The sequence below is a fragment of the Roseibium salinum genome, from assembly GCF_026240905.1.
Taxonomy (GTDB): domain Bacteria; phylum Pseudomonadota; class Alphaproteobacteria; order Rhizobiales; family Stappiaceae; genus Roseibium; species Roseibium salinum.
Window position 1 is genome coordinate 4,355,017 of record NZ_JAPEVI010000003.1, and the last position, 19,150, is coordinate 4,374,166.

The following is a 19,150-nucleotide window of genomic DNA, read 5'->3' on the forward strand; positions in this document are numbered from 1 at the left end:
GGGTCAGCTTTCCAGACGGGTTGAGAGGGGGATCAGCAGCGTGTTGCCTTCGGTGGTCCTGAGCAGCATGCCGAAACGTTCGTCGACGCCGACAAAGGTGCCCGCGCGGCCGCCGATCTCCAGCGGTTCGCCGAGATCCGGCACCAGGGCGCGCCAGTCTGAATGGATCCGGCGCGGGCCCTCGTCCAGCCAGCGGTTGATCCAGTAAAGGCTGTGGCGCACCCAGCTTTCCACAAGCTGCCCGGCGGACACCTCCGCGCAGCCTTCCTCGGAGAGATAGGTCGTGTCAGGGGAATTGCCGGGGTTCCGCTCCGGGCTGGCCATGTTGAGTTCCAGTCCCAGGACCAGCCAGTCCGGTATCTTGTCCGGATCACCGGTCGAGGCCTTGATCCGCATCCTGCCGCAGATGGCACCGTTGACGCGGATCGTCCCGTCCCATGCCAGATGAACCGCGACTTCCGGCGGCGCAAGGGCGCCGAGGGCGGCCTGGAAGCCCAGGCCGCAGACGGGAAGCGTGGTCATGGCTTCTTCGAGCGGCACCTCCGGGGCGAAGATGAGGCTCGCCCGCAGCTTTTCGCCGCCGAGATTGTAAACCACCATGCCCGGGTCGCTCCCGGCGATGGCCATGGCGACTGCCCGTTCGAACGGGTCGGCCTGGCCGGTCAGCGGCTCTCCCTTGAAAAGCGGCGGGAACTGGATCTCGCTCATGCCTTGCCTCCGTCGATCAGGGCCGCGGCCAGTTGCCGGAAAACCCCGGCCTCCGGCGCATCGGGGGACTTGATCGCGAGCGGCGTGCCGCTGTCGGCGGCAAGGCGGATGTTGAGGTGAAGCGGAATTTCGGCGAGCAGCGGCACGCCGATCTTTTCCGCCTCCGCGGCAACGCCGCCATGGCCGAAGACATGTTCCTCATGACCGCAATTGGAGCAGATATGGGTCGACATGTTCTCGATCATCCCGAGGATGGGCACGTTCATCTGCCGGAACATGTCGATGCCTTTGCGGGCATCGAGCAAGGCGACGTCCTGCGGGGTCGAAACGATGATTGCCCCGTCGACCACGAACTTCTGGCTGAGCGTCATCTGCACATCGCCGGTGCCGGGCGGCAGGTCGACGATCAGCACGTCCAGCGCGCCCCACTGTACCTGGGACATCATCTGCTGAAGGGCCCCCATCAGCATCGGTCCGCGCCAGGCGACCGCCTCGTCGCCGGAGGTCATCAGGCCAATGGACATCATTGTGACGCCGTGATTGCGCAGGGGCAGGATCATCCGGCCGTCCGGGGATGTCGGCCGTCCGGTGATGCCCAGCATTTTCGGCTGGGACGGACCGTAGACATCCGCATCCAGGAGACCGACCCTGCGGCCCTGGGCTGCCAGCGCACAGGCGAGATTGGCCGCTACGGTCGACTTGCCGACACCGCCCTTGCCGGAGGCAATGGCGATCACCCGTCCGATCCCCGCGACCTTCTGCGGACCGGAGGTTCCAGGCGGGGCCGGCTCCGGTCTGATCGGCTGGGGCTCTTTCGGCCGCTCGGGCGGCGTTGCCTGGTCCGAATGGGAGGTGAGGACGATCTGGACGTCGTCACAGTCTTCCAGCGACGCCAGTTTCGCTTCCGCCTCCTCCTTCAGCGCCTCCATGTCGGCAAAGCGGCGGGAGTCGATTTCCATGACGAAGCGGACGTCGCCACCCGCGACCCGCAGCCCCCGGATCATGCCGGTGGCCACGATGTCTTCACCGGTCAGCGGATCGGCAATCGTCTTCAACGTGTTCAGAACGGTCTCGCGCGTCAGCGGCACTTCAGTCGTGTCCCTGGATTTCGCCGGTCACGACGTGGTCCAGGCCAAGCTCTTCGATCGTGATCACAGCCTTGACCTTGAACGTTTTTCCGGCGGAGGGACCGCCCTCCCGGACAGCCTTTTCGATCGCCTGCTGGGACGTGACGCCGACCTGTTTCAGGAATTTGCGCATGGACATATTGAATTCGTCGTGCACCTTCATCTCCTCTTCAATGTCAAAATACGTTGACGTTCCGGTGTTTTGATCCGTACCCTACCCTGTCGGTCAGCAACGTGGGGGAGGAGCACGTGCGCTGCTTTGCCTTACTGTGTGTCATGGGCTTCATGCTTGGCGCTGCAATGGTGCCCGGCAAGGCCGAAACCCGGTCGTTCCGCTTGAGTGCGCCGGAAGACCTTGAGGCAACCGGCTTCCTCAAGTATCTGCTGCCGCGCTTTTCGCTCAAGACATCCATCCGGATCGAAATCGTTGCCGCTGACGAGGTAGCGGATGTGCGTTTCTCGGCGGCCGAAGAGGGAACGCCGGTCTTTTCGGGCCTCGGAAAGACCTGGTTCATGGACGTTGCCGATACCGGCAACGAGCATGTCGCACGCTTCAAGGACTGGCTGACCGGCGACATCGGCCGGAACACCATCGACGCCTTCCAGCCTGACGGCAAGGCGCTTTTCACGGCGGCGCTCGAAGAGGCGGAGGAGACCGGACCCGTCGTCATTTCCGGGGATGTGAGCGAAGGCGAACGGCTCTCCGTTATCCATTGCGGCCGCTGCCACATGGTCAATGAGCAGACCCGGTTCACCACCATCGGCTCAACCCCGTCCTTCGCCGTCATGCGCAGCTTTGCCGACTGGCAGGCGCGGTTCGAGGCGTTCTTCGCGCTCAATCCCCATCCCGCCTTCACCGTGATCGAAGGGGTCACCGAGCCGTTCGACATCACGCGGCCGCCGCCGATCGTGCCGGTGAAAATGTCGCTTGCGGATCTGGACGCGATCCTCGCCTTCGTTTCACGGATTCCACCGGCCGATCTCGGCCCGCCGATCCAATACGAGTAGTTCCTGTTCATGCGGGCTAGAGCATTTTTCGAGAATATTGGCTCATTTGACCGCGGCGATCTTGCCCTCTGGCCAGGCGATTTGCCCGCCGTGGTGTGACCCACCGCAAGGGCGAACCAACGACGCCAGAGGGCAAAATCGCCCGGCCCATTCACTTTGTTTTCCAATGTTTCCAGCCTTGCCAGGATGAGGAAATGTTCTCGAGAAATGCTCTATGGCCGTCAATGGTCCCGCCGCTTGCTGATATAGTCGTCGCTCGTGCGCACCCGCGGCCGCTCGCCCATGGCGAAGGGGTTGTTCTCGGAGTGGTAGACCGCGTTCACGCGGCAGTCGTCGCACATCTGGATCAGCCGCACGGCCTTCTCATTCTGGAACATGGAGTGCTTGCCGGCAAGCTTTCCGGTCAGCCGCTCCACGGTCGAGCGTACCCCGAAGGGCTTGCCGCACTCGATGCAGGAGAACGGTTCTTCTTCCTTCAGGACGATCGGGGCAAGCGCGTCGTCGCCAAGGTTCAGCCGCGGATCAAGCGTCAGCGCGTTTTCCGGGCAGATGGTCGTGCAGATGCCGCATTGCAGGCACGCGTCTTCCTGGAAGCGGAGCTGCGGCTGGTCCGGATTTTCCTTTAGCGCGCCGGAGGGGCACAGGGAGACGCAGGACAGGCAAAGCGTACACGCGTCCTGATCCAGCACCACCGCGCCATAGGGGGATCCGGCGCCAAGCGCAATGGCGGTTTCTTCCGTGTTCATCGCCTTTGCGGCCAGCCGGGTGATCTGCCGGCGCGAGCCGAGGGGCAGAATGGGATGGTCGACAAGCGGCGCAGGCGCAGCGTGGTAGAGGGCTTCCTCCAGCTGATCCGGATCGACAGGCTCGAGCAGGATCACCCGCGCGTCGCCGGCAATTGCGTTCGCCAGCTCGGTCTGGAAGGGAATGCCGTCCTTTTCCGTTTCCGGCGACAGCAGCAGCGTCACCGAACCGAAACCGCAGGCAAGCGCGCCGAGGGCCTCGGCGTGACCGAAGCTGGCAATCGCGCTCGTTTCCAGGGGGATGACGTCGGCCGGCAGGCCTTTGCCATAGCGCGCACTGAGGCGGATGATTTCAGCGCCGTGCTTGCTGTCGTGCACCAGCAGACGCGGCGTGTCCGCGCTCAGCTTTCGCCAGGTGGAGCCCAGTGTCTGGATGCGTTTGAACAGGGTCGCGACCGACGGCGCATCGTAGGAGATCGCGCCGGAGGGACAGACCGCCGAACAGGTTCCGCAGCCGGCGCAGACCATCGTGTCCACCGAAACATGGTCGCCGTCGGGCGAAATCGCCCCGGTCGGGCACAGGTCGAGGCAGCGCCGGCACCCGGTCTTTTGGGCCCGGGAATGGGCGCAAAGCTGCTGATCCAGCTTGACATAGATCGGCTTTTCGAATGTGCCGATCAACTGGGAAGCTTCCAGCAGGGCCTTCGTGCGGGCTTCCGCGTTGCCGGGATCGGCGCGCAGATAGCCTTCGCGCTTGCCGTGCGCGGGAAACAGCGGAGCCTCGCGGCTGAGATCGAGGATGAGGTCGCATTCGGTCCGGCCATCGTCGCGCGGGTCGGTCCAGTTGAACGCACCGCGCCCGCCGGGAATGCGCTCCTGCAGGGCGGCAAAGGAAAGTTTGAACTGCCCGAGGGCCCCGGTCGCGGACTTGACCCGCCCGCGAACGATGTCGAACCGCCCGTCGTGCGAAAGCGGCACGTCCGCCTGCGGGTCCAACAGCACGGTGACGCTCAGCGCGTCGCAGAGATGTTCGGCGGCGGACAGGGCGGCCTCGGCCTCGCCCAGAATGAGACAGCCGCCGCCGGAGGTCACATCCATGACCCTGGGGCCCGGCCGGGGCAGGACCGCGTCGGCAATCAGGGCGGCCATTTTTGCGGCCGCAGGCCGGGTGTCGTCACTCCAGCCGGCCCGGTCGCGGATGTCGGCAAACCCCGGTTCTTCGGCCTCGAGCTCGGCGGCGAGGTCTTCGAAGGTCTGCCGCTCCTGCTGGCAGGCGATGATCACGTTGCCGGAGCGGATCGCTTCGCCCGCGACTTCCACTTCCGACCGGCACAGCTCCGTATGCACCCTGGAACACGGAATTCCGGTTGCCCGTTCGATCTGCTCCGCGTCGATTGCCTGGCTCTTGCGGCAATCACAAAGCAGCAGCCTTGTTTCCGTCATCGCTTGCGCGTCCTCTCCCCGTGGACTGCCTGCCACCTGATTCTCGGCGCGGTTCGGCAACTGTCCGATAGCCATAACAAGGGCCAAGTCCGGTGTTCGTCAAGGCCGACTTCTGCGGGACCTGATCTTTTTACGAGGCTTGCTTCGGCATTGCGAAACTATCACACTCCGGATCGGGAACCGGTGCCGGGGGAGGATTGACACCTGTGAACATGCAAAGAACACGCGCAATGCCGGTTGGCGTCGTCGTCCGCAGGCTGCCCGGTGTGACGCGCTGGCAAAAATGGGCCTGGCGTGCGGTTTCGCTGCTGCCGGGGGCGGCACCGGCGCATTGGACGGTGCTGCGGGAGGAAGGCGATGCGGTGGAATACCACGCGGCCACCCTGGTACTCGAACTTCATCGCACGGAGACCGAAGCCTACCTGATCGCGCTCGCCGACAAGATCCCGTCGGTCTACGTGGTGATGCGGCCGGCGCCGGAACTCGAGCCCGGCATTCCGCTGGAACTGCAGCTCGTGACGGCCTCGGCGCATGAAGGCTTGAATTACACCGATTCCAGCGAGGTTATCGTCGAAAAGGTGCCGATGCCGCCGGGCCTGATCGCCTGGGTGCAGGAATTCATCGATCTCCATCATGAGGAAGAGATTTTCCTCAAGCGCAAGCGCGACGAGAAGCGCGTGGACCTTGTGGAGGAGGGCATCGGCGACCCGCGCGTCCGCCAGATGAGCGACGTCTACCGGGCGCCGGGGCAGCGGAAAAGGGCGGATGCCAGTGAGCACTGACGACGAAAAACATACGGATTTCTGGTCCCGGCGCAAAGCGGCGGTCCGCAAGGCGGAAGAGGCGGAACGGGAACTGAAGCAAGAGGCGCAGACCGCGGAAAGGCGCGCGGAGCTGGAGCAGAAATCCGACGCCGAAATCCTGGAAGAGCTCGACCTGCCCGACCCCGACACACTGGTGAAGGGGGACGATTTTTCCCGGTTTCTTTCAGAGGCTGTCCCGGAACGTCTGCGCCGCCGCGCCCTGCGAACGCTCTGGCGCTCAAATCCGGTTCTGGCCAATGTCGACGGCCTCAACGACTATGACGACGATTTCACCGATGCGGCGACGATCAGCAAGGTCGTGAAAACCGTGTATCAGGTCGGGCGGGGTTTCCTGGACAAGATCGGCGAGGACGCGGCCGAACCGGAAGGATCCGGCACAGCGGCCGAAGATCAGCACGACGTGAGCGAGCGGGCGTCTGATGCATCGCAGCAAGAAGATTCTGCTGCATTGCAAAACACTTATGACGAAAATGGAAAAACATCTATTCATTTGACGCCGGATGATAAGTGGGTGCAAACTAATACTGCTGACATTGTTGACTCTGATGAACCTGCCTTCGTTGAAACAGAAAAAGAGCGTCGTTCAACGAGGCGCCGAATGCGGTTCGACTATTGATAATACTGAAGTCGAATAACGGTTTGGTCGTCGGTCCGGTGCAGGTTTCTAGGGGGAGAGACTGTGGATGCCCGCAGTTGCGAGGGAATTCATAATCAATCCGGAAGATCAGGCCCGTTCTGAGCTTTATGATTTTCTCGGGCTTGTTCTGGCCAGGCCGGCCGATGCCGCGCTGCTCGGCCAGATCGCCGGCTTGCGCGGCGATGACACGCCCCTTGGCAACGCCCTTGACCTGCTGGCGAAGATTGCCGCGGTGACGAGAGCAGAAACTGCCGAGCGCGAATTCAATGCCCTGTTCATCGGCCTGGGGCGGGGTGAATTGCTTCCCTATGCCAGCTATTACCTCACCGGTTTCCTGAACGAAAAACCATTGGCGAGACTCCGGCAGGACATGGCGGAGCGCAGGATCGAGCGTGCCGAGGGCAAGCACGAACCGGAGGACAACATCGCCTCGCTGATGGAAATGATGGGCGGCATGATCGTCGGCCGTTTCGGCAAGGTGACGTCCGTTGCCGGGCAGAAGAGTTTTTTCAATACCCATATCGAACCCTGGGCCATTCATTTCTTCACCGATCTGGAAGCGAGCAACACGTCCGTGTTCTACGGCGCCGTCGGGTCGCTGGGTCGCCGGTTCATGGAGATCGAGGCCGAGGGCTTCGACATGCTGGGGAATTGATGCAGTCCCCATGACGGGGACCGAATACGCGGTTTAAGAACCGCGCGATGGGAGGAGGAAACCTGGGGCGATCCGATCGGTGATCGCAGATTTTGCAAGGTACGTTTGCAATTTGGGCAGCCTCGCTGCCCGTTTGGAGAGGAGGATTGCGACGATGAAACGACGCGAAACGGCGGAGGGACATGACCGCCGGGATTTCCTGAAACTGGCTGCGATATCCGCGCCTGTTGCCGTGACCGCGGTCACGAGCGGAACAGTTGCCGAGGCGGCTGAACCGGATCTCAATTCCGACAAGATGCAGGACACGGCGCATACCCGTGCCTACTACGACAGCGCCCGGTTCTGACTGGACCCTGTGAATTCGCCGGCCATGGTTGCGAGACGCCCGAGCGCCGGTTCACTGACAACCCAGCCGTATCAGCTACTGATACATGCGAGGTAGGGCAACATGCTTAGGAAAAAGACCAATGGGGTAGCGAGACGCCCCCAGGGTGCAAGTATCCTGAAAGACGCTGCATATAAATCGGTCGACCGCCGCACCTTCCTGAAAGGCTCCGGTCTGGCCGCAGGCGGACTGGCCGCCATCACCGCGACCGGGGGATCGGTCACGCGGGCTCAGGCACAATCGGCAGACCAGGCGGTGAACACCGTCAAGTCGGTGTGCACGCACTGTTCGGTAGGCTGCACCGTGATAGCGGAAGTCGCCAACGGGGTGTGGGTCGGACAGGAGCCGGGCTGGGACAGCCCGTTCAATCTCGGCGCTCACTGCGCCAAGGGGGCCTCGGTCCGCGAACACGCCCACGGCGAACGCCGCCTGAAATATCCGATGAAAATGGAAGGCGGCGAGTGGAAACGGATCAGCTGGGACGAAGCCATCAACGAGATCGGCGACAAGATGCAGCAGATCCGCGAAGAAAGCGGACCGGACAGCGTCTACTGGCTCGGTTCGGCCAAGTTCAGCAACGAACAGGCCTATCTCTTCCGCAAGTTCGCGGGCTACTGGGGGACGAACAACGTCGACCACCAGGCCCGGATCTGCCATTCGACGACGGTTGCCGGCGTGGCGAACACATGGGGCTACGGCGCCATGACCAACAGCTACAACGACATCCATAATTCCCAGGCGATCTTCATCATCGGCGGCAATCCGGCCGAAGCGCATCCGGTGTCCCTGCTGCATGTGCTGCGTGCCAAGGAACAGAACAATGCGCCGCTGATCGTCTGCGATCCGCGCTTCACCCGCACCGCGGCCCATGCGGACGAATATGTCCGCATGCGTCCGGGCTCGGACGTTGCGCTGATCTGGGGCATCCTCTGGCACATTTTCGAGAATGGCTGGGAGGACAAGGAATTCATCCGTACCCGTGTATGGGGCATGGACGAGATCCGCACCGAGGTCGCCAAGTGGAACCCGGAGGAAGTCGAGCGGGTGACGGGCACTCCGGGAAGCCAGCTGAAACGTGTGGCGATGACCCTTGCCAACAACCGTCCGGGCACCGTGATCTGGTGCATGGGCGGAACCCAGCATACCAACGGCAACAACAACACCCGCGCCTACTGCATCCTGCAGCTGGCCCTGGGCAACATGGGCGTTGCCGGCGGCGGCACCAACATCTTCCGCGGCCATGACAACGTGCAGGGCGCGACGGATCTTGGGGTCCTGGCCGACACGCTGCCGGGCTACTACGGCCTGACGGCGGGTTCCTGGGCACACTGGGCGCGCGTGTGGGAAGAAGATCTGGATTGGCTGAAGGGGCAGTTCGCGACCATGAAAGGCGCGGACGGCAAGGACAAGGCCATGATGAACCTGACCGGCATTCCGGTCAGCCGCTGGATCGACGGTGTCCTGGAAGCCAAGGAAAACCTTGAACAGCCGGACAATACCAGGGCGATGGTGCTGTGGGGACATGCGCCCAACTCGCAGACCCGCCTGCCGGAAATGAAGAAGGCGATGGAAAAGCTCGACCTCCTGGTCGTGGTGGATCCGTTCCCGACGGTTTCGGCGATCCTGCATGACCGCACCGACGGCTGCTACCTGCTGCCGGCGACGACACAGTTCGAGACCCGCGGGTCGGTCACGGCTTCCAACCGGTCGCTGCAATGGCGTGAGAAGGTCATCGAACCCTTGTTCGAGTCCAAGCCGGACCACACCATCATGGCCATGTTCGCCAAGAAGTTCGGTTTCGACGACCGGATGTTCCGCAACATCGCCATGGACGGCGAGGAGCCGAATGTCGAGGACATCACCCGCGAGTTCAACCGCGGCATGTGGACGATCGGCTATACCGGGCAGTCGCCGGAACGGATGAAATCCCACATGGCGAACCAGCATACGTTCGACCGCACCACCCTCAGGGCTGTCGGCGGGCCGAATGACGGCGAGTTCTACGGCATGCCGTGGCCCTGCTGGGGAACCGCGGAAATGGGCCATCCGGGCACGGCAAATCTCTACGACATGTCGATGCCGGTTGCCGAGGGCGGCCTGTGCTTCCGCGCCCGCTTCGGGGTGGAACGGGACGGCGACAACCTGCTGGCCGAAGGCGTTTCCAACCCGGGCGCCGAAATCCAGGACGGCTATCCGGAATTCACCATGCAGATGCTGATGGATCTCGGATGGGACGGCGATCTCACGCCGGAAGAGCGGCAGTCGGTCGAGGCTGTGGCCGGAGCGCCGGACAAGCTCGGCACCGTCAACTGGAAGACCGACCTTTCAGGCGGTATCCAGCGGGTGGCGATCAAGCATGGCTGCGCCCCGTTCGGCAATGCCAAGGCCCGCGCCGTGGTGTGGACATTCCCGGATCCGGTGCCGCTGCACCGCGAACCGCTCTACACCAACCGGCGGGACCTGGTTGCCGATTATCCGACCTATGCGGACAAGACCTTCTGGCGTGTTCCGACGCTCTATGAGTCGATCCAGAAGAACGACTTTTCCAAGGACTTCCCAATCATCCTCACGTCCGGCCGTCTGGTCGAATACGAGGGCGGCGGGGACGAAACCAGGTCGAACCCCTGGCTGGCCGAGCTCCAGCAGAACATGTTCGTCGAAATCAATCCGCGGGATGCCAACAATCTCGGGGTGCGGGACGGCGCGCAGGTCTGGCTGGAAGGGCCGGAAGGCGGCAAGGTCAAGGTCATGGCGATGGTGACCGAACGGGTCGGCGAAGGCGTTGCCTTCATGCCGTTCCACTTCGGCGGTCATTTCCAGGGCGAGGACCGGAGGTCGAAATATCCCAAGGGCGCCGACCCGATCGTTCTCGGGGAAAGCTCCAACACCGCGCAGACCTACGGGTATGACTCGGTGACCCAGATGCAGGAGACCAAAGCCACTCTCTGCAGGATCTCGGCAGCGTAAGGAGAATAGACGATGGCAAGATCAAAGTTCCTTTGTGACGCCGAACGCTGCATTGAGTGCAATGCCTGCGTCACGGCATGCAAGAACGAGCATGAGGTGCCCTGGGGCATCAACCGCCGCCGGGTGGTGACCATCAGCGATGGCAAGCCGGGCGAACGGTCGATCTCGGTCGCCTGCATGCACTGCTCGGACGCGCCCTGCATGGCGGTGTGCCCGGTCGACTGTTTCTACCAGACCGAAGAAGGCGTGGTCCTCCATTCCAAGGACCTGTGCATTGGCTGCGGCTACTGCTTCTACGCCTGTCCGTTCGGCGCACCGCAATTCCCGCAGGCGGGCAATTTCGGATCGCGCGGCAAGATGGACAAGTGCACCTTCTGTGCAGGTGGTCCGGAAGAAAACAACTCCAATGCGGAGTATTCCAAATACGGACGCAACCGCATCGCGGAAGGCAAGCTGCCGCTCTGCGCGGAAATGTGTTCCACCAAGGCCCTGCTGGCGGGGGATGGCGACGTCGTGTCGGCCATTTACCGCGAGCGCGTGGTTGCCCGCGGCTTCGGCTCGGGCGCCTGGGGCTGGGGCACCGCCTACAGCCAGAAGGGCGGCTGATCGAGGGATCGGGGAGATGGTCGCGGCCAGGCCGTAGCCGTCTCTCATCCGCCGTTCGTTATCACACAGCGCGCAAGCGGGGCGGCGGTATGCCGCCCCGCTCGTCTCCAGTGACACAAGAGGATCCGGTCATGAAGCGCCTGGTATTGGCACTTGTCGTTCTCTTCACCTTCCTCGCCCCGGCTTTGGCGCAGGACCAGACCAGTGAACGTGCCGCGACCGGCGGTGCGCAGACATTGGAAGATATCCTGAAGCGCCAGCGCGGCGAGAAGGTGGATTCCGATTTCCGCCGCGGAAATACGGGCGATCCGGATTCGGCCGCGGCAATCTCATCGCAGCTTGGCACCCTCGGCGGCGTGTCCGATCCCGAACTCTGGCGGGCCCTGCGCTACGGATCCGCCGACATCACGGTGTCCGCCGGCGGCGAGCCGGCAACGGTGCTCATCCAGGACGGCGGCATGCGCTGGCTGGCCTGGCGCAAGGGGCCGCTGGCAACCTACGGCGCCTATCTGCTCGGTGGGACGATCGTGCTTCTGGCGCTGTTCTATCTGCTGCGCGGCCGCATCCGGATCGACGGCCGCAAGACCGGCCGGACGATCACCCGCTTCAAGGCCATCGAACGGTTCGGCCACTGGCTGCTCGCCGGGTCCTTCATCGTGCTCGGGCTTACGGGGCTTCTCACCCTGTTCGGCCGCATCGCGCTGATCCCGCTCATCGGCCGGGAAGCCTTTGCGCCGGCGGCGCTGGCATCCAAGTGGATCCACAACAACGTCGCCTGGCCGTTCATGATCGGACTGGTGATGGTGTTCGTCATGTGGGTGATCCACAACATCCCCAACAAGACCGACCTCAAATGGATCGCAGTCGGCGGAGGCCTGTTCAAGAAGGGTGTCCATCCGCCGGCGAAAAAATTCAATTTCGGCCAGAAGCTGGTGTTCTGGGGCGTCATCCTGCTCGGCGTCTCGATTTCCGCGTCCGGCATTTCGCTGCTGTTTCCCTTCGAGTTCCCGATGTTCGCCGGGACCTTCGAGATGCTGAATGCCACCGGCCTGCCGCAGCTGGTCGGCCTGGGCTACCTGCCTGAGCAGCTCGCGCCGCACGAGGAAATGCAATATGCGCAGCTTTGGCACGCGATCGTCGCTTTCGTGATGATGGCGCTGATCCTGGCCCATATCTATATCGGCACGATCGGCATGGAAGGCGCCTATGACGCCATGGGCTCCGGCGAAGTGGAACTGCAATGGGCAAAAGAGCACCACGGCCTTTGGGTCGAGGAAATCGAGGAAGCCCGGAAGGACGCGGATAGCAAACACGCGGTTCCCGCCGAATAGGGCCGGCCGGACATGCCTGTGGAGCCCCTCCGGTTTCGGATCATCTCTTCGTTCTGCGTGAGCCCGGCCCGGGTTTTCGCAGGGCGGCACCTGTCCGCGTGGCGCCTCGGCCGGGTTGCCGTTGTTGCGATTTCCACACTCTGCGCGCTGCCTGCGGTCGCCGGCGACTTTCAGACCCTCAAGGGCCATGGCGGCCCGATCATGGATATCGACGTTTCACTTGAGAGCGGCGCCGTGGCAAGTGCAAGCTTCGACAATTCGGTCGGTCTCTGGCAGGGGCGGACGCCGCGCTGGCTGGAGGGGCATGCGGCGGCCGTGAATGTCGTCAAGTTCATCGACGCAAGGCGAGCCGTCTCCGCCGGAGACGACAATTCCCTCATTTTGTGGGATCTTGAGAGCGGATCCTCCAAACGCCTTGAAGGCCATACCGCCAAGGTCGTGGGACTGGCGGTCTCACCGGACAGGTCGGTCATCGCCAGCGCAAGCTGGGACGCGCGCGTGGGCCTGTGGCCCGCCGGCGGCGGCGATCCCGTCTTCCTCGGCGGCCACACGGCAGGCGTCAATGCGGTGGCGTTTTCCCGCGATGGCGGGCGGCTCTTTTCGGCATCCGTGGATGGCTCCATCAAGCTCTGGGACCTGAGCAAACGATCCGAGCAACGGGTCATCGACAGGAACGGCTTCGGCATCAACGTGATGGCCATCGGCGGTGAGGGCGACACGGACACCTGGCTTGCCTACGGATCGCAGGACGGTGTCACCCGTATTGTCGATATCGGCAGCGGCGACCGGCTGCACGATTTTGCCTTCGAGCGGCGGCCGATCCTGGCCCTCGCCGTCAGCCCGGACGGTTCCAGGCTGGCGACCGGTGACGGTCATGGTTTCATCACCGTCGTCAAAACCGGCTCCTGGGAAATCGAAACCGATTTTCGTGCTGCCCTGAAGGGGCCGATCTGGGCGCTGGCCTTCTCGAGGGACGGCACCGTGCTTCATGCCGGCGGTATCGAAAACATCGTCTATTCCTGGCCGCTGGCGGATCTGGCCGATTTCGAGCCGATGGCGACCGAAACGCCGCAATTCCTCAGGAAGCCGGAAGACATGTCCAATGGCGAGCGCCAGTTCGCGCGCAAATGCTCCATCTGCCATGCGCTGTCGGCCGATGGCGGGCGCAAGGCCGGGCCGACGCTTTACAACATCTTCGGGCGCCGGGCCGGAACGCTGCCCGGTTATCCCTATTCGGAGACCCTGACCGGATCTGCTATCATCTGGTCGGAAGAAACCATCGATCAGCTTTTTCTGGACGGACCGGATCACTTCATCCCGGGCTCGAAAATGCCGATGCAGCGGATCGTGCGCGACGGCGACCGGGCTGACCTGATCGACTATCTGAAATCCGCGACCTCTGGAGGGGTGCAATGAAAGCGATGCTCATTGCCTTTGCCGCAATCATCGTGATTGCGGTCGGGGCCAATCAGGTTCTGGACCATCTGGGCTTTTCCAGCGCCGAGCGGACAAGCAGTTCGTCGGTGCGCTTGGGCGAGTGACCGAAGTTCACGCAAGCACCTTCCTCGACGGGGCAAAAGGGCCAAGCGTGAACCGGCGCGGCTGCGGCCGGCGAACCGGCCTGCCGTTGATACAGACGCTCTGGAGACCGCCCTGGGCGGTCATCCCCGACTCGATCGGGGATGACCTCAGTAGAAGAGGCACTGCATCACCCCGCATTCGGGAAAAACAGCTGCTGGCCGTCGACCTTGTAGTCGGCAATGGCGCTCTGGCCTTCGTCGGACAGCAGCCAGTCGATGAATTCCTGGCCCATCTCCGCCTTCACGTGCTCATGCACCTGCGGGTTCACTAGGATGACCCCATACTGGTTGAACAGGACCGGATCGCCTTCCACGAGCACCTCGAAATCGCCCTTGTTGCCGAAGGAGATCCAGGTTGCGCGGTCGGTCAGCACATAGGCCCCCATGCCGGTGCCGGCATTGAGCGTTGCGCCCATGCCCGAGCCGGTTTCGCTGTACCAGTCGCCGGAGGCTTCGCTCGGATCGATACCCGCGGCTTTCCAGAGGCGCAGTTCCGCCTTGTGGGTTCCGCTGTCGTCGCCGCGGGACGCGAAAGGAGCCTTGGCTTCGGCGATCTTCTTCAGTGAGGCGACCACATCCTCCGACCCGGCAACGCCCGCGGGATCCGAAGTAGGGCCGACGATGACGAAGTCGTTATACATCACGTCCGCCCGCGAGACGCCGAGACCGTCGGCGACGAATTTTTCTTCCGACGGTTTGGAATGGACGAAAAGGACGTCGCCGTCGCCATTGGCGGCATTCTTGATGGCCTGGCCGGTGCCGACGGCCACCACCCGCACCTCGATGCCGGTCTTGTCGGTGAAGATCGGCAGCAGATAGTCGAACAGGCCGGAATTCTGCGTTGAGGTCGTCGACTGGACAATAATGAATTTGTCTTGGGCAAATGTCACCTGACCGGCAAAGGCGGTCATGGCCAGGGCGGCAGCGAGTGCCAGGAAAGTTCTTCTGATCAATGTTTTTGCTCCCGAGTTACAATGAGGCATGGTCCCGTATCGTTCGGGTATTGGGACCCAGATAAATGCGGCCGTCCCGCCAGGCCCGCACGGGCTCGCTTTGCGGATTGGTCAGAACCTCGCCGGCCGGTCCCTTCTCGGCCACCTGGCCGTCCTGCAGGAAGACGACCTCTTCACCAAGGCGTTTGGCCTGTCCGGCATCGTGGGTGACCAGGACGATGGTGATGCCGCGGGCATTTGCCTCCAGCACCAGATTTTCGATTGCCACAGTCGATGCGGGATCGAGATTTGCCGTCGGCTCGTCCAGGAACAGAAGCTCCGGTTCGCAGGCGAGTGCCCGGACGAGGGAAAGGCGCTGCTGTTCGCCCCCGGACAGAACCCGGGCCGGCCGGCGCGCAAGATGGCTGAGCCCGGCCGTGGCAAGGGCGGTTTCGATCCTGCCGGCGCGGGCCTTGCCGCTGAGACCGCGCACGGAGAGCGCGAACTTGAGGTTTGCCAGAACGGAGCGGCGCAGGAGAACCGGGCGCTGGAACACCATGGCCTGGGCAAGCCTGGCCTGGCGGCCCATTGGCGCGCCCTGCCAGAAAATACGCCCATGCTCGGGCTGCAGCAGGCCGTGCATCAGGCGCAGCAGCAGGCTCTTGCCGGCGCCGTTGGGCCCCATGATCAGCGTCCGGGAGCCTTTCCTGATCGTCAGGTCGACACCCTTGAGCAGCTGTTCGCCGCCGGCGGAGAAGCGAAGGTCGCGCACATCCAGAAGCGGCTCGCCGCCGTTTGGCTGCGGCAAGGTGGAGGGGCTGGCGGTCATGTCGAACGCGGCGTCACGCATAGGCAGCCCTCACGGCGGAGGCGCGCAGGGCCATGACGCAGGAGTTCACGGCAAAGGCGATCAGGAGGAGGATGACGCCGAGCGCCAGCGCGAGCTGCAGGTTGCCCTTGGAGGTTTCAAGGGCAATGGTCGTGGTCATCACCCGTGTGACGTGATTGATGTTGCCGCCGACGATGATCACGGCGCCGACTTCCGCCACCGCCCGGCCGAAACCGGCCAGCGCCACCGTCAGCAGGCTGTAGCGCGCGTCCCAGAGCATGGCGGTCATGCGGTCCAGCCGTCCGACACCCATGGAGGCGAACTGCTCGGAATATTCGCGGTTGAGATCCTCGATGACCTGCCGGGTGAGCGCTGCCACGATCGGTGTCACCAGGATCACCTGCGCGATGACCATGGCCGCCGGCGTATAGAGCAGGCGGAGCGGGGCAAGCGGGCCGGAGGCCGACAGAAGCAGGTAGACGAGCAGTCCGACGACGACGGGCGGCAGGCCCATCAGCGCGTTCAGGATGACGGCCACAAGGCTGCGGCCCGGAAAGTGGAAGGTGCCGACGGCAGCACCAAGCGGCAGGCCGATCAGGCAGGCGAAAAGCACAGCGGTCAAGGTGACCTGCATCGACAGGCCGATGATTTCCATCAGGTCCGGATCCAGCGCTACGACAAGCCCGAAAGCCCCGCCAAGCGCATCCCAGAAACTGCTCATTCCTGTCATTCCTCCCCGCTACGGGAAAAAATAACGTAAAACGCACAAGAATCCAATCGCTGAACGGCGAGATTCGTCAAAAAAGCGGCACGGACGCAGGACACTGAAACGGGCGGCTCCTTTCCGTCGCCCTCCCGGCCAGGCGCGAGCCAGGAGCCTGTCGGCCTGAGCCCGTAACGCTTACGGCTCTCCGATCCCGGATCTCCGCTTCGCTGCGTCCGGGAGGACGAGGTCAGAGCTCCGGTCGCAGGACGCGCATGAACGGCCCTGGCTACAGCAAACACCTCATCCTGAGGAAGCGCGGAGCGCTGTCTCGAAGGATGGGCAGCTGGCTCTTGAGTATGCCGCCTGTCCTTCGAGACGCCGCTGGCGCGGCTCGTCAGGATGAGGGTGTGCGTGTGATTCTGGCCGGGAGTTCACATGAGCAACCTCCCGACGTTTCATTTCTAGTAGAGCGTCCGCGGCAGCCATGTGGCGAAGAAGGGGAAGAACCAGAGGATGCCCACGGCCACGATCTGCAAAAGGATGAAGGGGGCGACACCGCGATAGATCTGCCCGGTGGTGATTTCCTTTGGCGCCGCGCCGCGCAGGTAGAACAGCGAGAAGCCAAAGGGCGGAGTGAGGAAGGATGTCTGCAGATTGATGGCGATCAGCACCGTCAGCCAGATCGGGTCGATGCCCATCAGGATGAGCGGCGGGATCAGCACGGGCAGCAGGATCACCGATATCTCGACGAAATCCAGAAAGAAGCCGAGCACGAAGACGAACAGCATGGCGAAGATCAGCGCGCCGGTCGGGCCGCCGGGCATTTCCTGCAGGATGTCGTGAACCCGCTCCTCGCCGCCGAGGCCGACAAAGACCAGGGAGAAGAAGCTGGCCATCAGGATGGTTGCGAAGATCATAGAGGTGACGGTGAGCGTCGACAGGAGAGAGGCTTTCAGGACGCCGTCCCTGAAGGCGACCTTGAGGATGTGCAGGATCACGCCGAGTGCAAAGACCGCAAGGCCGGCATAGACTGCTGCGAGAACGTAACCGGCCAATGAAATGTCGGAGCGCTGCGGCCGCACGGGCAGGAGCGTTGCAGCGACGGCCAGACCGAGGAGCGCGATGGTCGCAAGCAGAACAAGCCTTGTGGAGACGCCCAGGCGGCGTCCGGCGAGCAGGATGGCACCGACGGCGCCGACCGAGGCGGCCTCGTTCGGCGAGGCGATGCCGCCGAGGATCGAGCCGAGAACGGCGAAGATCAGCAGGATCGGCGGGACGATGGCTCCGGCGATCTCCCCGGCCGAGGGCTTGTCGACATGCTCCTTCATGGCCGGGGCGTCGCCGGGAAACAGGAACGCCCGGCCGACGATATAGGCGCAGTAGACGATGACCAGCAGCAGGCCCGGGATCATCGCCGCGGCAAAGGTCTGGCCGACCGAGATGGTTTCGATGGTGAACTTGCCCTGCGCGTATTGCGCCTGCTGGAAGGCGTTCGACATGACGTCCGCCAGGATGATCAGCAGCGTCGAGGGCGGAATGATCTGGCCGAGCGTGCCCGCGGTGCAGACCATGCCGGAGGCGAGCTTCGGATCATAGCCGTTGCGCAACATGGTGGGCAGGGCGATCAGGCCCATGGCAACCACCGTCGCGCCGACAATGCCGGTGGAGGCGGCGAGCAGCGCGCCGACCAGCATCACCGAAACGCCGAGACCGCCGTTCATGCGCCCGAACAGGCGACCCATGGTTTCCAGGAGGTCTTCGGCGATGCGGCTTTTTTCAAGGACAACGCCCATCAGCACGAAGAGCGGAATGGCTGTCAGCACCGGGTTGATGAGCACGCCGAAGAAGCGCTGACCCATGGCGCCCATCAGCTGGATGTTGAAGTCGCCCAGCATCCAGCCGAGAAGCGCAAAGCCCGTGGCGACCCCGGCGATCGTGAAGGCAACCGGATAGCCGAGCAGGATGAAGGCGATCAGCGCGCCGAACATGATGAGATCGAGGGGCAGGCTCATGCCGGCGTGCCTTTCAGGCGCTGGATGTCGCGGATCAGTGCCGCCAGGCCCTGGACGAGCAGCAGCACGCAATAGGCGGGAATAAGGGACTTCAGCAGGAAGGAGGCGGGAATGCCGCCGACGGAAATCGGCCCTTCCAGGATCGACCAGCTGCCGCGCACATAGGGCCAGGAAAACCAGATCAGCACGACGAGCGCCGGCGTGAGCAGGAACAGGTGCCCGAAGAGATCGATCCGGGCCTGGACGCGTTCGCTGCACTTGGCATAGAAGATGTCCACTCTCACATGGGCATTGACCAGAAAAGTGTAGCCGGCTCCGAGCATGAAGATGGCCGCGTGGAAATAGAGCACGCCCTCATCGAGGAATATGAAGCTGTAGCCGAAGACGTAGCGCAGCAGCACGATCACGAACTGCAGCAACAGCATGGCGAGCGCCGCCCAGCAGAGCGTGTTGCCGATTACCGAATTGACGCGCTCCAGCGCACCTGCCAGTCTTTCCATCGCGGTTTTCCCTGCCTGGTTTATCTCTTCCGCCACATGCCGAACTCACCGGCCTCATCCTGAGGAGGGCCGAAGGCCCGTCTCGAAGGATGGTCAGCGTGCTCCCCGGAAGGCGGCCCATCCTTCGAGACAGCGCTATCGCGCTTCCTCAGGATGA

The 19,150-nt window shown here is 63.3% G+C and carries 19 protein-coding genes; 10 read left to right on the plus strand and 9 right to left on the minus strand.

Going from position 1 to position 19,150, the window contains the following annotated elements; genetic code table 11:
- Window positions 1-3: 3 nt before the first annotated feature.
- Genes ON753_RS24790 through ON753_RS24800 form a run of 3 tightly spaced genes read right to left on the minus strand, consistent with a single transcriptional unit; the run spans window position 4 to window position 1,974 of the window.
- The gene (locus ON753_RS24790) at window positions 4-708 is read right to left on the minus strand and encodes a biotin/lipoate--protein ligase family protein (protein ID WP_265966547.1); all 705 of its coding nucleotides are present in this window, start codon (window positions 706-708) and stop codon (window positions 4-6) included.
- Window positions 705-1,796 carry an Mrp/NBP35 family ATP-binding protein gene (locus tag ON753_RS24795; protein ID WP_265966549.1) on the minus strand — a complete coding sequence of 364 codons (1,092 nt, stop codon included), beginning with the start codon at window positions 1,794-1,796 and terminating at the stop codon, window positions 705-707. Before ON753_RS24795 ends, ON753_RS24790 begins: the two co-directional genes overlap by 4 nt.
- A 1-nt stretch (window position 1,797) precedes the next feature.
- Window positions 1,798-1,974: a DUF6494 family protein gene (locus tag ON753_RS24800; RefSeq protein WP_418068014.1), complete on the minus strand. Its 177-nt coding sequence runs from the start codon at window positions 1,972-1,974 to the stop codon at window positions 1,798-1,800.
- Between the two features lie 110 nt (window positions 1,975-2,084).
- On the opposite strand from ON753_RS24800, the gene ON753_RS24805 reads away from it, so the two are divergent.
- Window positions 2,085-2,843: a hypothetical protein gene (locus tag ON753_RS24805; protein ID WP_265966554.1), complete on the plus strand. Its 759-nt coding sequence runs from the start codon at window positions 2,085-2,087 to the stop codon at window positions 2,841-2,843.
- 221 nt (window positions 2,844-3,064) lie between these two features.
- On the opposite strand, the gene ON753_RS24810 is transcribed toward ON753_RS24805, so the two are convergent.
- Window positions 3,065-5,029, minus strand: coding sequence for a 4Fe-4S binding protein (locus ON753_RS24810; RefSeq protein WP_265966556.1), 1,965 nt, complete (start codon window positions 5,027-5,029; stop codon window positions 3,065-3,067).
- Window positions 5,030-5,241: 212 nt separating this feature from the next.
- On the opposite strand from ON753_RS24810, the gene ON753_RS24815 reads away from it, so the two are divergent.
- The 9 genes from ON753_RS24815 to ON753_RS24855 all read left to right on the plus strand — a co-directional run bounded on the left by ON753_RS24815 (window position 5,242) and on the right by ON753_RS24855 (window position 13,975).
- Complete coding sequence (locus ON753_RS24815) at window positions 5,242-5,811, plus strand: DUF3305 domain-containing protein (RefSeq protein ID WP_265966558.1); 570 nt, start codon at window positions 5,242-5,244, stop codon at window positions 5,809-5,811.
- Window positions 5,801-6,469 carry a DUF3306 domain-containing protein gene (locus ON753_RS24820; protein ID WP_265966560.1) on the plus strand — a complete coding sequence of 223 codons (669 nt, stop codon included), beginning with the start codon at window positions 5,801-5,803 and terminating at the stop codon, window positions 6,467-6,469. Before ON753_RS24815 ends, ON753_RS24820 begins: the two co-directional genes overlap by 11 nt.
- A 67-nt stretch (window positions 6,470-6,536) precedes the next feature.
- Window positions 6,537-7,145, plus strand: coding sequence for a TorD/DmsD family molecular chaperone (locus tag ON753_RS24825; RefSeq protein WP_265966562.1), 609 nt, complete (start codon window positions 6,537-6,539; stop codon window positions 7,143-7,145).
- Window positions 7,146-7,299: 154 nt separating this feature from the next.
- Entirely contained in the window at window positions 7,300-7,491 is a 192-nt protein-coding gene (locus ON753_RS24830) for a twin-arginine translocation pathway signal protein (protein ID WP_265966564.1), read from the plus strand.
- Window positions 7,492-7,593: 102 nt separating this feature from the next.
- A complete protein-coding gene (locus tag ON753_RS24835; RefSeq protein ID WP_265966566.1) occupies window positions 7,594-10,497 on the plus strand; it encodes a formate dehydrogenase subunit alpha in 2,904 nt (967 codons plus the stop codon).
- 12 nt (window positions 10,498-10,509) lie between these two features.
- Window positions 10,510-11,103, plus strand: a complete 594-nt coding sequence (fdh3B, locus tag ON753_RS24840) for a formate dehydrogenase FDH3 subunit beta (protein WP_265966568.1) — start codon at window positions 10,510-10,512, stop codon at window positions 11,101-11,103.
- Window positions 11,104-11,234: 131 nt separating this feature from the next.
- Window positions 11,235-12,434 carry a formate dehydrogenase subunit gamma gene (locus ON753_RS24845; protein ID WP_265966570.1) on the plus strand — a complete coding sequence of 400 codons (1,200 nt, stop codon included), beginning with the start codon at window positions 11,235-11,237 and terminating at the stop codon, window positions 12,432-12,434.
- A gap of 12 nt (window positions 12,435-12,446) precedes the next feature.
- The gene (locus ON753_RS24850) at window positions 12,447-13,850 is read left to right on the plus strand and encodes a c-type cytochrome (protein ID WP_265966572.1); all 1,404 of its coding nucleotides are present in this window, start codon (window positions 12,447-12,449) and stop codon (window positions 13,848-13,850) included.
- On the plus strand, window positions 13,847-13,975 hold the full coding sequence (locus ON753_RS24855) for a hypothetical protein (protein ID WP_265966573.1): 129 nt from the start codon (window positions 13,847-13,849) through the stop codon (window positions 13,973-13,975). Before ON753_RS24850 ends, ON753_RS24855 begins: the two co-directional genes overlap by 4 nt.
- A 167-nt stretch (window positions 13,976-14,142) precedes the next feature.
- Here ON753_RS24855 and ON753_RS24860 read toward each other — a convergent pair whose 3' ends face one another.
- The 5 genes from ON753_RS24860 to ON753_RS24880 form a co-directional block, all read right to left on the minus strand.
- Window positions 14,143-14,967: an ABC transporter substrate-binding protein gene (locus ON753_RS24860; RefSeq protein ID WP_265966575.1), complete on the minus strand. Its 825-nt coding sequence runs from the start codon at window positions 14,965-14,967 to the stop codon at window positions 14,143-14,145.
- Window positions 14,968-14,983: 16 nt separating this feature from the next.
- On the minus strand, window positions 14,984-15,796 hold the full coding sequence (locus ON753_RS24865) for an ATP-binding cassette domain-containing protein (RefSeq protein ID WP_265966577.1): 813 nt from the start codon (window positions 15,794-15,796) through the stop codon (window positions 14,984-14,986).
- Window positions 15,789-16,496, minus strand: a complete 708-nt coding sequence (locus tag ON753_RS24870) for an ABC transporter permease (protein ID WP_265966578.1) — start codon at window positions 16,494-16,496, stop codon at window positions 15,789-15,791. The genes ON753_RS24865 and ON753_RS24870 overlap by 8 nt, the downstream gene beginning before the upstream one ends.
- 446 nt (window positions 16,497-16,942) lie before the next feature.
- On the minus strand, window positions 16,943-18,493 hold the full coding sequence (locus ON753_RS24875) for a TRAP transporter large permease (RefSeq protein WP_265966579.1): 1,551 nt from the start codon (window positions 18,491-18,493) through the stop codon (window positions 16,943-16,945).
- Window positions 18,490-18,993, minus strand: a complete 504-nt coding sequence (locus tag ON753_RS24880; protein ID WP_265966581.1) for a TRAP transporter small permease subunit — start codon at window positions 18,991-18,993, stop codon at window positions 18,490-18,492. Before ON753_RS24880 ends, ON753_RS24875 begins: the two co-directional genes overlap by 4 nt.
- Between the last annotated feature and the right edge of the window lie 157 nt (window positions 18,994-19,150).

Coding starts and splice junctions, on each gene's coding strand:
- ON753_RS24870 (WP_265966578.1), bottom strand. CDS start 16,496: ATGAGCAGTTTCTGGGATGCGCTTGGCGGGGCTTTCGGGCTTGTCGTA.
- ON753_RS24810 (WP_265966556.1), bottom strand. CDS start 5,029: ATGACGGAAACAAGGCTGCTGCTTTGTGATTGCCGCAAGAGCCAGGCA.
- ON753_RS24830 (WP_265966564.1), top strand. CDS start 7,300: ATGAAACGACGCGAAACGGCGGAGGGACATGACCGCCGGGATTTCCTG.
- ON753_RS24825 (WP_265966562.1), top strand. CDS start 6,537: ATGCCCGCAGTTGCGAGGGAATTCATAATCAATCCGGAAGATCAGGCC.
- ON753_RS24835 (WP_265966566.1), top strand. CDS start 7,594: ATGCTTAGGAAAAAGACCAATGGGGTAGCGAGACGCCCCCAGGGTGCA.
- ON753_RS24850 (WP_265966572.1), top strand. CDS start 12,447: ATGCCTGTGGAGCCCCTCCGGTTTCGGATCATCTCTTCGTTCTGCGTG.
- ON753_RS24815 (WP_265966558.1), top strand. CDS start 5,242: ATGCAAAGAACACGCGCAATGCCGGTTGGCGTCGTCGTCCGCAGGCTG.
- ON753_RS24790 (WP_265966547.1), bottom strand. CDS start 708: ATGAGCGAGATCCAGTTCCCGCCGCTTTTCAAGGGAGAGCCGCTGACC.
- ON753_RS24845 (WP_265966570.1), top strand. CDS start 11,235: ATGAAGCGCCTGGTATTGGCACTTGTCGTTCTCTTCACCTTCCTCGCC.
- fdh3B (WP_265966568.1), top strand. CDS start 10,510: ATGGCAAGATCAAAGTTCCTTTGTGACGCCGAACGCTGCATTGAGTGC.
- ON753_RS24875 (WP_265966579.1), bottom strand. CDS start 18,493: ATGAGCCTGCCCCTCGATCTCATCATGTTCGGCGCGCTGATCGCCTTC.
- ON753_RS24855 (WP_265966573.1), top strand. CDS start 13,847: ATGAAAGCGATGCTCATTGCCTTTGCCGCAATCATCGTGATTGCGGTC.
- ON753_RS24800 (WP_418068014.1), bottom strand. CDS start 1,974: ATGTCCATGCGCAAATTCCTGAAACAGGTCGGCGTCACGTCCCAGCAG.
- ON753_RS24880 (WP_265966581.1), bottom strand. CDS start 18,993: ATGGAAAGACTGGCAGGTGCGCTGGAGCGCGTCAATTCGGTAATCGGC.
- ON753_RS24865 (WP_265966577.1), bottom strand. CDS start 15,796: ATGCGTGACGCCGCGTTCGACATGACCGCCAGCCCCTCCACCTTGCCG.